Source organism: Pedobacter segetis (assembly GCF_016623585.1).
In the GTDB taxonomy this organism is placed as follows: Bacteria; Bacteroidota; Bacteroidia; order Sphingobacteriales; family Sphingobacteriaceae; genus Pseudopedobacter; species Pseudopedobacter segetis.
Map to the genome: position 1 here is coordinate 90,961 of NZ_JAEHFY010000017.1, position 12,635 is coordinate 103,595.

Genomic DNA, 12,635 nt, shown 5'->3' on the forward strand with positions numbered 1-12,635 from the left:
TTAAAAAAATTTAATGATTTGTTTAAATCTTTTTTATAACTAAACTTGTTACATAAAAAGGCAGTATTTTACTGTCTTTTTTTATTTATTGGAGTATTATTTGTAAACAAATAACGTTAGTTAAACCGTGATTATAGAGTTTGAAAAATTAAAGAATATGTTAAAGAGAGTTTTTTTAGGATTATTTATAGCAGCAACCATAGCTTGTTCTGCAGCCCCCAGGATAACCGATATAGATGTCCCGGGATCTAACAACTTAAAGCCAGATCCAAGGCAATCTTTAGTAACAAAAGAAATTGCCGAACTGGTTACCAATTTGGGCTACAAGAAAATAAGTTTAAATGATTCTTTGGGATCTGTGATCTTTAACAACTATTTAAAAGATTTAGACGGAAACAAGAGTTATTTTTTGGCATCTGATATTAAAGATTTTGAACAATACCGTACAACTTTTGATGATGACATGAAAAACGGAGATTTAACGGCCGCTTTTTATATGTTTAACGTTTATCAGAAAAGATATAACGAAAGATTGCAATATTCTTTAAAAGAATTGCAAAACAAGTTCGATTTCACTAAACCAGAAACTTATACCTATGATCGCGAAAAGTTGCCATATTTTAAAAACATAGAAGAAAGCAACCAATCTTGGGCAAAAAAGGTTAAATATGATTATTTAAACCTAAAGCTTTCAAACCAAAAAGATTCTGTGATAAAAGCTAACCTTACCAAAAGATACGATAATCTTTTATCCCAATCTAAAAAGATAAATAATCAGGATGCTTTTCAAATAATCATGACTGCTTTTACAAGTAGCATCGATCCGCATACCAGTTATTTCAACCCTGCAAATGCGGCCAATTTTAACATAGATATGGCAAGGTCTTTAGAAGGTATAGGTGCAACGCTATCTTCTGAAAACGATTTTGTAACCATAAAAAGTATTGTGCCAGGTGGGCCGGCAGATAAGATCAAGAAATTGGCCATTGATGATAAAATTATAGGTGTGGCGCAAGGGAATGAAGAATTTGTTGATGTTGTGGGATGGAGGTTAGATAATGCCATAGAATTGATCAGGGGTAAAAAGGGAACTACCGTAAGGTTAAAAATCCTTTCTAAAAACCAAGATCTATCTGCAACGCCAAAAATTATATCCATCGTTAGGGATAAAATAATCTTAGAGGATCAATCTGTTCAGAAAAAAATCAAATCAATTACTAAAGACGGTAAAACGTATAATTATGGAATTATTGAGATTCCGGCTTTTTACGCAGATTGGAAAGCGATGCAAGCTGGTAATCCTAACTACAAATCAACCACAAGAGATGTGAAAATGATTTTAGATTCTTTAAAAAATGAAAATGTTGATGGGGTGATCATAGATTTAAGAGGTAACGGCGGTGGATCTTTAAATGAAGCCATAGATCTTACCGGATTGTTTATCACCAAAGGCCCAGTTGTACAGGTTAAAGATTATAGAGGTAAAGTTGAGGTTGATGAAGATGAAGACCCATCGGTTAGTTGGTCTGGCCCTTTGGCGATCATGACGGATAGGTTCAGTGCCTCGGCATCAGAAATTTTTGCAGGTGCTATACAAGATTACGGAAGGGGTATCATTATCGGAAACACAACCTATGGTAAAGGTACGGTACAATCGGCCATAGCCATGAAAAGGATAGATTCTAAATTTTCTGATAAAGATGATCAGATCAATTTAACCATGGGTAAATTTTACCGCATAAATGGCAATTCTACACAACATAAAGGAGTAATTCCAGATATTTTATTCCCTACGGTTTTCCCTGCAGATAAATATGGGGAAAGTTCGGAACCTTCTGCCCTACCATTTGACACCATAAGAAGCAGTAATTATACTAAAGTTGCAGACTTGAAACCCACCATTGCAGAACTTAATGTATTGCATAACCAAAGGATGAAAACAAGTAAAGATTATGAATACCTACTTCAAGACATTCAAGAGTTTAAGAAAAAAGATGCAGAAACCACTTTGCCTTTAAACGAAGAAGAATTAAAAAAACAACGGGATGAGCAAGAAGAGAAAAACTTAAAGCGTGACAATGATCTAAGGAAACTGAGGGGTTTGCCTCCCCTTAAAAAAGGAGAAGCAAAACCCTTAAAAGAAGAAAACTTTGATTTTATACAAAACGAATCAATGAAAATAATGACAGATTACATTGCAGACCCAAAAATAGCTAAAAAATAAGCGGTTAAAATCCATATTAAAATTTAAAAAGCCCGATATTCTCGGGCTTTTTTTATAAATTCTATTAAAATTCTATAAATTGTAGATTGTTTTTAATCACTTAACCTTTAGTTATAATGGATAGAAGAAAATTTCTTATCAATACTTCGGTTGCCACCTTGGCATCTACATCTTTAGCGGCATCTTCATTTGGTTTACAGGCTAAAGAACTAGATAAAGAGCCTGTTTCTGATAACTTTTATATAGATGATTTCAAACTCAATGAAATTACAATTGACCAATTACAAGCAATGATGGTTAAAGGAGAAATATCTTCTAAGCAAATCACAAAACTATACTTAAAAAGAATTGCCGCCATGGATAAGATCGGCCCTTCTTTAAATGCAGTAATTGAGCTCAATCCAGACGCTCTAATCATTGCTGAACAATTAGACAAAGAAAGAAAAAATGGGAAGATTAGGAGTAAAATGCATGGCATACCGGTTTTAATTAAAGATAATATTGATACCGCAGATAAAATGATGACTACCGCAGGTGCTACGGTAATGATTGGTAATATTGCTAGTGAGGATGCTTTTATAGTTAAAAAACTGAGAGAGGCAGGAGCTGTTTTATTGGGCAAAACCAATTTAAGCGAATGGGCAAATTTTAGATCAACCAACTCTACCAGTGGTTGGAGCAGCCGTGGGGGCCAAACCCGGATGCCCTATATTCTGGATAGAAATCCATCTGGTTCAAGTGCAGGAACAGGAGCCGCAGTTTCTGCGAATTTTTGTGTGATAGGTATAGGTACAGAAACCGATGGATCAATCACTTCTCCGTCTTCAATAAACGGATTGGTGGGAATTAAACCAACGGTAGGTTTATTGAGCAGAACAGGGATAATCCCAATTTCTACAACTCAAGATACTGCAGGGCCAATGGGACGTACGGTAAAAGATGCCGCAATCTTTTTAGGCATCTTGGCAGGAGTAGATCCTAAAGACCCCGTTACATTGCAAAGTAAAGGAAAAGCTAAAACAGACTATACTTTAAACCTTAATATTGATGCTTTAAAGGGCAAAAGAATTGGAATAGAAAAATCCTTTTTGAGAGATAGTAATAATGAGGTGGTTTCGATTTTCAAAAACGCCATTGAATTGATGAAATCTAAAGGAGCAGAAATGATTGAAGTTGATTTGAACAAAAAAATCAACAAAATAGCTGGAGATAGTGAGTTTGATGTTTTACAGTATGAATTTAAAGACGGACTTAATAAATACCTTTCAACAGCAAACGCAAAAGTTAAAACTTTAGCACAAATTATTGCTTTTAACAATAGAAATGAAGTTACTGCAATGCCTTTTTTTAAGCAAGAAACATTAATTAGCAGTGAGGCAAAGGGAGATCTAAACAGTAAAGACTATAAAGAAGCCTTAGAGAAATCTACCCAATCTAGGTCTATCATTAGTGCTGTATCAAAAGAGAATAGTTTAGATGCTATTTGTGGTATTTCAAATGGGCCAGCTGCTTGCATAGATAATATTAATGGCGATTATGGAACCGGATTTTCCTTTTCTAGCCCAGCAGCTACTGCAGGTTATCCACACATAACATTGCCAATGGGTATGATACATGGTTTGCCAATAGGTATTTCTTTTATTGCCGATGCTTATCAAGAAGCTGAAATAATTAATATTGCCTACGCTTTTGAACAAGCAACTAAAAAAAGAGAAGCCCCAAAATTTGTCCCAACAGCTATTCCAAAACCAACTTTATCATAAGTTTATTGTTTTATTAATAAATCATGTAATAGCATTTTATGCAACTTATGAGAAAATAAATTAGCTTTACTTAAAAAGAAATGCTTGGTTTTATGTTAATCAATACCTGTAATTAATGCCAGTTAAAATATTTGGAAGTGCGGTTTATGGGGTAGAAGCCATTACGATTACCATTGAGGTTGATATTTCTGGCGGAAAGCCCATTTATTTTATCGTAGGGTTGCCAGATAATGCCGTTAAAGAAAGCATGCATCGTATAGAAAGTGCATTAACCAATAGCGGTTTGCGTATGCCAAGAAAAAAAATAGTGGTCAATATGGCTCCCGCCGATATCAGAAAAGAAGGCTCTGCTTATGATTTGAGCATCGCAACAGGGATTTTAGCTGCTTCAGAGCAAATCCCAGACAAAGAAATTGGCGATTATTTGATCATGGGAGAGCTTTCCCTAGACGGGCAAGTTCAGGCTTTAAAAGGTGCCTTACCTATTTCTATCCAAGCCAAAAAAGATCAATTTAAAGGTTTCATTTTACCCAAACAAAACGCTAGGGAAGCTGCAATAGTTAGCGGTATAGAGGTTTACGGCATCAGCCATATCAATGAAATTGTAGATTTTTTTCAAAAAGGTATCAAACCGTTGCCAACTGTTGTTGATACTCGCGATGAGTTTTACCATGCCATCAATAATTATGATGCAGATTTTGCCGATGTAAAAGGGCAAGAAAACATTAAACGTTCTTTAGAAATTGCCGCCGCCGGCGGGCATAATGCTATTTTAATTGGTCCACCGGGTGCAGGAAAAACCATGTTGGCTAAACGGTTACCTACTATTTTACCGCCGTTAAATTTGCATGAGGCCTTAGAAACCACAAAAATACATTCTGTTGCAGGCAAGCTGGCTGCCTCTGATGCCTTATTAACCCGCCGGCCTTTTCGCTCTCCTCACCATACCGTTTCTGATGTTGCATTGGTTGGTGGCGGAGGTAATCCGCAACCCGGTGAAATATCTTTGGCGCATAACGGGGTTTTGTTTTTAGATGAATTACCAGAGTTTAAGCGTACTGTTCTAGAAGTGATGCGCCAACCGTTAGAAGAACGAAGAGTAACCATTGCAAGGGCAAGAATGTCGGTAGATTACCCGGCAAGTTTTATGTTGATTGCCGCCATGAACCCATGTCCTTGTGGCTACTACAACCATCCCGAGAAGGAATGTGTTTGTGGCCCAGGCGTTGTACAAAAATATTTAAGCAAGGTAAGCGGGCCTTTATTAGATCGTATCGATTTACATGTAGAAGTTACGCCCGTAAATTTTGAAGAGCTATCCTCCGAAAGGAAAACAGAAAAAAGCGAAGTGGTAAGGGAAAGAGTGATCAAGGCCAGGGAAATGCAAAACAAAAGGTTTGAAGATAACGAAAATATTTATTCCAACGCTCAAATGAGTCCCCAAATGGTAAGGGCAATCTGTAAGATAACAGATGCAGGACAGTTACTTCTAAAAAAGGCGATGGAAAAATTAGGATTATCTGCTAGGGCTTACGATCGTATCCTTAAAGTTGCCCGCACCATTGCAGATTTGGCCGAAAGTGAAGAAATAGAAATAGAACATTTAGCAGAGGCCATCCATTTTAGAAGTTTAGATAGAGAGAATTGGGCAGGTTAGCTTATAATATCATTTAATCATTCATTTCTGATGAATTGGACCTTTAAATCGATTTTTACCAATTATAATTAACCTAAGTGTGAAGAACCTCAAACCTTTTGCAAAAACTTTTAATACTTCTTTTGCGTTTATCTACAAAAAATATAAAAACAAACCATGAAATATTTAAAATTAATGAGTTTATGCTTATTTGCAATAATAGCAAGCTCATGCAATGGTAACGGGCAAACAAACTCCTCAAAAAAAGCAAACCAAAAAGATTTAAAAATGGATCTTACACCTCCTAAAGGAGAAAAAGTTGCCGCCTTTGCAGAGGGTTGTTTTTGGTGTAGCGAGCATATTTTTGAATCTGTTGTTGGTGTAAAAGATGTTATTTCTGGCTATGCCGGTGGCACAACCATTAACCCAACTTATGATCTGGTAAACACAGAAACTACTGGCCATGCAGAAAGCGTTCTAGTTTATTACGACCCCAAAATTATCAGTTATGAAGAGCTGGTAAAAGTGTTTTTTGCTTCTCATGATCCAACAACCCCAAACCAACAAGGGCCAGATAGAGGAAGCTCTTATCGTTCTATCCTATTCTATCAAACCCCAGAAGAGCAGCAGATTGCCATGAACGAAATCAAAAAATTAAGTGCTTCAGATGCTTTTGCAAACCCCATTGTAACAGAGTTGAAACCACTAAATGCTTTTTACAAAGCAGAAGATTATCACCAAAACTACATTAATAGCGGTAAAGGAGATAGCAACCCTTACGTTAGAAACGTTTCTTTACCACGTTATGAAAAGTTTAAGAAAACATATAAAGGTAAATTAAAGCCCGGAGCTTAAAAATTGAAGGACTTTTGAATTGATCAAAAGTCCTTTTTTACTAGGTTAAATCGGGTTAAATTATTTAAAAATTTCTGTGTCTTTTTTCAAATTGTTAATCATAAGCGATAAAGATTTAATAGTTGTAATATCAGAAACGTTGGGATAACAAGAGTAACAAATAGAAATACCTAATTTACCTTCTAAAAAGTTTGAAGAAATAAAATCTACGCACAAAAGTCTTCTTAACATTACGATCAACCCGTTTTAGAAGCAACAATATTTTAATGAAAGATTATTCTCAAAAATCGAGAATTTGGGAAAAACATAAATAAAATCTCATCAAAATATTCCTTTCATTTTCTTAATTCAACTAACTTAGCCGATATGAAACTCGGGATTATTGGTTTGGGTGATATGGGCAAATTATACGCTCTAACATTCGCAAAAGCAGGGTTAGAAGTTTTGGGATGCGATTTACCCGATAGAAAGCTAACGCTCAAAGAAGAACTTTCTCCGTTAGGTATTACCGTTTTGGATGATGCCAAAGAAATTTGTAATACCTGCGATTTTATTTTTTATGCCGTTGAGGCAGAGAAAATTGATGAAGTTGTAGCAAACTCTGCCGAAGCTGTAAAAGATGGGGCAATAGTAACAGGAATGACCTCTGTTAAAACACCAGAAGTTGCCGCATTTGAAAAATATCTCCCAAGCAATTGCGAAATTATATTAACCCACGCCTTACATGGCCCAGGTTTTGAAACCAAAGGCCAAAAACTCATCGTAGCCCCACATCGCATCAGCAAAAAAAGCTATCAAAGAGCCTTAGAAATACTTAAAACCCTAGAATCTGAAATTATAGAACTTAAAGATTATCATCAGCATGATCAGATCATGGCCGATACGCAAGCCGTAACTCACATGGGTTTTGAAAGCATGGGTACGGCTTGGAAAAACGCTGGTTGCTATCCTTGGGAAAGCGGGGCCTATGTTTCTGGGATTGATAACGTGAAGATTTTAACCACTTTAAGGATCTTTAGCTACAAAGCCCACATTTACGGGGGTTTGGCAATCTTAAACCCTTACGCCGCTAAACAAATCGAGGTTTATTCCCAATCAGAATCGGCATTGTTTAAAATGATGATCCAAGAGGATGAAAAGAACTTTAGGGAAAGGATTTATGAGGCCCGTGATTTTGTTTTTCATGGGCAGCATAACCTTATTTTGTTTGATGATGAAATTATGAAGGAGTTTAGCATTGGCAGCAATAGTGCCTTGGCAAAACCCAATTCGCATTTAAGTTTATTGGCCATGGTTGATGCTTGGCATCAGCTCAACATCAACCCTTACGATAATTTGGTAGGGCAAACACCCCCATTTAAACTCCGTTTGGGGATCGTAGAATACTTGTTCAAAAACGATAAGCTTTTAGAAGAAACCATACAAACGGCATTATTTGATAAAAGCATCCGTGGCGATGATTTAGAATTTCATACCGCAGTAAGAGAATGGGCTTCTATTATCAAATACAAAGATATGAACGGCTATAAAGAACATTTTGCACAAGCTAAAGCCTTTTTTGAACCACTTTTAGAAAAAGGTAGGGTGCAGAGCGCAGAGTTAATTAGAAGGTTGTCTTAAAAATAACAAAGAATTTATAGGTTTTAATAAAAAGGTTGCTGCTGCAAATCCCAAAGTCTGTATTACCGAAATACTGATTGTTTCTCTTAAAATGTTGAAATCTTATCCTTGCCCATTTTGCGTAAAATTTTAGCTTTGTAAAGGTTGATTGCGTTTTAGAATTCTTGTACCTAAAATCGCAATACTTAAATCTAAGAAATGGCTGAAGAAGTAAATTACGATGATGATAGCATACGATCGCTAGATTGGAAAGAGCATATTAGGCTAAGGCCCGGGATGTACATTGGTAAATTGGGCGATGGCTCTGCTTATGATGATGGCGTTTATGTGCTTTTGAAAGAGATCATGGATAACTCTATAGATGAGTTTGTGATGGGCGCAGGACGGATCATAGATATTACGGTTAGCGATCATAAAGTTGCTGTCCGTGATTATGGGCGAGGGATTCCCTTAGGCAAAGTGATCGATTGTGTATCCAAAATTAACACGGGCGGTAAATATGATTCTAAGGCTTTCCAAAAATCCGTAGGTTTAAACGGTGTGGGTACTAAAGCGGTAAACGCCCTTTCGGGGAGTTTTACGGTACAATCTTACCGAGATGGGAAAACCAAAAAGGCAGAGTTTGAAAAGGGCGAGTTAGTTAAGGACAATCCCGAAATAGAGACTACACAACGCAACGGAACGGCCGTAGTTTTTATCCCTGATGAAAGCATCTTTAGAAATTACAGATATATCCCAGAATTTATCGAAAACATGATCTGGAATTATGTTTTTTTAAATGCCGGTTTAACCATCAATTTTAACGGGCAAAAATTCTTTTCAGAGCGAGGTTTATATGATCTTTTGGCAAGAAATACCGATGCGGAAGCCAATAGGTACCCAATTATCCATTTAAAAGGAGAAGATATTGAAATTGCCATGACCCACGGGCAGCAATATGGCGAGGAATATTACTCTTTTGTAAACGGGCAACATACCACGCAAGGAGGTACCCATCAACAAGCATACAGAGAGGCGGTTGTGAAAACGATTAGGGAATTTTATAAAAAAGAATTCGATGCTTCGGATATCAGGGCATCTATTGTGGCAGCGATATCGATAAGGGTACAAGAGCCGGTTTTCGAATCTCAGACCAAAACAAAATTAGGATCGCTAAACATTGGCCCAGATCTGCCAACGGTAAGAACATTTGTTAACGATTTTATTAAAAAAGAATTAGATAATTACCTCCATAAATACCCAGAAACTGCCGATGCGCTCTTAAAACGCATCTTACAATCTGAAAGGGAACGTAAGGATATTGCGGGCATCAAAAAATTGGCTAACGATAGGGCTAAAAAAGCAAGTTTGCACAACCGTAAATTACGTGATTGCAAATGGCATTTGGATGATGAAAAATTGAGCGAAGAGGACCGTAAAAAGACCACTTTGTTTATAACCGAAGGAGATTCTGCTTCGGGATCTATCACAAAGGCAAGGGAAGTGAAAACACAAGCTGTTTTTTCGCTTAAAGGGAAACCATTAAACGCTTATGGCCTTACCAAAAAAGTGGTTTATGAAAACGAGGAATTTAACCTGCTGCAACACGCCTTAAATATCGAAGATGGTTTGGAAAGCCTACGCTACAATAATATAGTGGTTGCCACCGATGCCGATGTAGATGGGATGCACATCCGTTTACTGCTGATGACCTTTTTCTTGCAGTTTTTCCCAGATCTGGTTAAAACCGGCCATGTTTTTATTTTGCAAACCCCATTGTTTAGGGTAAGGAACAAAAAGGAAACCATTTATTGCTATAGCGATGAAGAGCGTGTTTTGGCAATAGATAAACTCGGCGGCAAGCCAGAAATAACTAGGTTTAAGGGTTTAGGCGAGATTTCACCAGATGAGTTTGAGAACTTTATTGGGGAAGATATCCGTTTGGACCCTGTGATCTTACAGGGTGAAACCAAGATTAAAAACTTATTAGAGTATTACATGGGCAAAAACACCATGGATAGGCAGCAACACATTGTCCAAAATTTAAGGATAGAAAAAGATGATGCCGATATTATTGCCGATGCAAAACAGGCAGCAGAAGCATTAGAAGAAACAGCAGCATAAATAGGCTGAAAGCTTAAGGCAAAAAAGTTTAAAGCAGATTAACTGAATTAATTAAGAATAATTAATATTTAAAAACATTAGAATTTGCGTTAACAATAGTAACGGCAGCCACGCCAGTAGTCGGGCATGCTTTTTTTGCGCTTGCCATTTAGCAGATAGCAAAAAAACTATAGTGGATAGCGTGTTAAAACGCCCATTTAAAAATAAAACAATCATTGATAAAAAAAGAAATAAATATTGCTTTTGATGATTTTGGGAGCATAGATGAATTAAATGAAACGGATAGGGAACTTTGTTTGGAGGCGGTAAAAGCCTTAAAAAATTCCCATTCGCCCTATTCTAAGTTTAAGGTTGGTGCGGCCGTGAAGTTAACCTCGGGGAAAATTGTTTATGGCAGTAACCAAGAAAACGTTGCTTATCCTTCTGGCCTGTGCGCAGAGCGTGTAGCTCTTTTTGCAATTGGCGCAAATTATCCTGATGATAAGATCATATCGATCGCTATTACCGCAAGTACAGATAGTTTTGAATTAAAACTTCCCACCACACCATGTGGCGCTTGTTTACAGGTGATGGCAGAATCAGAAAAAAAGCAAGAGCAAGAATTTGATATTTTGTTATACTGTATTGATGGGCCAATTTGGAAGGCGAGGGGCGTGGGTAGTTTTTTGCCTTTTTTGTTCTTTGAGGATAGGTTGAGAGGATAATATTAACCACAGAAATGTTTTTGAAAGTAGCATGGTAAATTTTTAACCGCAGAGGGCGCAAAGTAGAAGGAGTTGGGTAGATAATCTTAAGGCATGTAAAATTATTTTAATCCATTAATACTGGAAATCATGATTAAGGCAATTTTTTAACCGCAGAGGGCGCAAAGTAAACCTTATGTATAATGCCTAGACCGAACACAATGGCATCTGTTAAAACAACTTTTTCGCTATCTTTACACCAATGAAGCAGAGAATCTACATAGACACATCAGTTGTGGGCGGTTATTTTGACGAAGAATTCAAAGAAGCTACAGTTATGCTATTTGAACGATTTGTAAGAAACGAGGTTATTTTTGTTGTTTCCGACCTTCTCGACCTTGAGTTAATCAATGCTCCAGAACATGTTAGAAATCATCTTTTACAATTCTCTTCCGACAAATTTGAACGCATAGAACTGACCGAAGATGCCATAAAACTTGCCGACACTTACATATCTGAAAAAGTGGTAGGCAGAACTAGTTTAGAAGATTGCAGGCACATTGCGTTGGCGACAATAAATAAAGTTGACGTTCTTGCCAGTTGGAACTTTAAACACATCGTAAATCTTGACAGAATAAAAGGCTACAATTCTGTTAATATGCGACTTGGCTTTCCAATTATTGAAATCCGTAGCCCAAGAGACCTTGTTAAATATGGAAACGATTAAAAAAGAAAAAACATTTGACTCAGTTAAAATGATGAGGGAAACTAGGGACAAAATTAGTTCTGAAACCCAAAATATGACCTTTGAAGAATTAAAAGACTACATCAAGAAAAAGTTGACCGAAAGCAAGAGCAAACTTGTAGGACAAGCGTAATAGAAGGCACTATACATAACAGCAAGTTCAAGCTATGCCCGGGCGAAGTGCTTTCACTTCCTTTTGTGAAAATTAATTATGTTTTTACTCGGGCGGAAATCATTGCAATAATTCGGGCACAGCTTAAACTTGCAAACCGGAGTTGGGTAGGTAATCTTAAGACATGTAAAATTATTTTAATCCATTAATACTGTAAATCATGATTAAGACAGTTTTTTAACCGCAGAGTGCGCAAAGTACACGGAGTTGGGTAGATAATCTTAAGGCATGTAAAATTGTTTTAATCCATTAATACTGGAAATCATGATTAGGACAATTTTTTAACCGCGGAGAACGCGAAGGTTACGGAGTTGGATTGTGCTTAAGCTAAAAGTTAAATAAATTTGATTTATAAATGGAGTTAGAAAATTCTTTGGCAACAAAAGTAATTGGTTTTGCAATTAAGGTTCATAAAGAAATAGGGCCGGGATTGTTAGAATCTGTTTACAAAGAATGTTTATTTTATGAATTGAAGAAAAGTGGTTTATTTGTTGAAAAAGAAAAAGCCTTACCCATATTTTATGACGGAGTAGAGTTAGAATGTGGCTATCGTTTAGATTTATTTGTAGCTAACAGGCTAATAATTGAAATTAAATCTGTCAAAGAAATGAACGATATTTATTTAGCTCAAACATTAACTTATTTAAAATTATCGGAATGTAAATTAGGATTGCTCATCAATTTTAATGTTTTATTGTTGAAAGATGGAATCAAGAGAGTTATAAATGAATATTAATAATTTACAAAAACAACAACCAAACCAGCTCTGTGACCTCCGAGTCCACTGCGGTTTAAACAAACGACCTGATCAAAAAGCTTAGAGGTCAAAAACAA

Annotated in this window: 10 protein-coding genes; all 10 read left to right on the forward strand. The window is 36.5% G+C overall.

The window, feature by feature from the left end:
• Positions 1 to 157 precede the first annotated feature (157 nt).
• The 10 genes from I5M32_RS12605 (at position 158) to I5M32_RS12650 (ending at position 12,537) form a co-directional block, all read left to right on the forward strand.
• Positions 158 to 2,224 (forward strand): carboxy terminal-processing peptidase, encoded by a 2,067-nt coding sequence (locus I5M32_RS12605; protein WP_200586908.1) that lies wholly within the window; start codon positions 158 to 160, stop codon positions 2,222 to 2,224.
• Positions 2,225 to 2,340: 116 nt separating this feature from the next.
• Positions 2,341 to 3,987 carry an amidase gene (locus I5M32_RS12610; RefSeq protein ID WP_200586909.1) on the forward strand — a complete coding sequence of 549 codons (1,647 nt, stop codon included), beginning with the start codon at positions 2,341 to 2,343 and terminating at the stop codon, positions 3,985 to 3,987.
• 115 nt (positions 3,988 to 4,102) lie between these two features.
• On the forward strand, positions 4,103 to 5,644 hold the full coding sequence (locus I5M32_RS12615) for a YifB family Mg chelatase-like AAA ATPase (RefSeq protein ID WP_200586910.1): 1,542 nt from the start codon (positions 4,103 to 4,105) through the stop codon (positions 5,642 to 5,644).
• 156 nt (positions 5,645 to 5,800) lie between these two features.
• On the forward strand, positions 5,801 to 6,478 hold the full coding sequence (gene msrA / locus I5M32_RS12620) for a peptide-methionine (S)-S-oxide reductase MsrA (RefSeq protein ID WP_200586911.1): 678 nt from the start codon (positions 5,801 to 5,803) through the stop codon (positions 6,476 to 6,478).
• 315 nt (positions 6,479 to 6,793) lie between these two features.
• The gene (locus I5M32_RS12625; protein ID WP_317193134.1) at positions 6,794 to 8,098 is read left to right on the forward strand and encodes a prephenate dehydrogenase; all 1,305 of its coding nucleotides are present in this window, start codon (positions 6,794 to 6,796) and stop codon (positions 8,096 to 8,098) included.
• Between the two features lie 198 nt (positions 8,099 to 8,296).
• A complete protein-coding gene (locus tag I5M32_RS12630; RefSeq protein ID WP_200586913.1) occupies positions 8,297 to 10,201 on the forward strand; it encodes a DNA topoisomerase IV subunit B in 1,905 nt (634 codons plus the stop codon).
• 203 nt (positions 10,202 to 10,404) lie between these two features.
• The gene (locus tag I5M32_RS12635) at positions 10,405 to 10,905 is read left to right on the forward strand and encodes a cytidine deaminase (RefSeq protein WP_394370321.1); all 501 of its coding nucleotides are present in this window, start codon (positions 10,405 to 10,407) and stop codon (positions 10,903 to 10,905) included.
• A gap of 241 nt (positions 10,906 to 11,146) precedes the next feature.
• Complete coding sequence (locus I5M32_RS12640; RefSeq protein ID WP_200586917.1) at positions 11,147 to 11,611, forward strand: PIN domain-containing protein; 465 nt, start codon at positions 11,147 to 11,149, stop codon at positions 11,609 to 11,611.
• The gene (locus I5M32_RS12645; RefSeq protein ID WP_200586919.1) at positions 11,598 to 11,762 is read left to right on the forward strand and encodes a hypothetical protein; all 165 of its coding nucleotides are present in this window, start codon (positions 11,598 to 11,600) and stop codon (positions 11,760 to 11,762) included. The genes I5M32_RS12640 and I5M32_RS12645 overlap by 14 nt, the downstream gene beginning before the upstream one ends.
• A gap of 394 nt (positions 11,763 to 12,156) precedes the next feature.
• Positions 12,157 to 12,537, forward strand: coding sequence for a GxxExxY protein (locus I5M32_RS12650; RefSeq protein WP_200586920.1), 381 nt, complete (start codon positions 12,157 to 12,159; stop codon positions 12,535 to 12,537).
• The last annotated feature ends 98 nt before the right edge of the window (positions 12,538 to 12,635 follow it).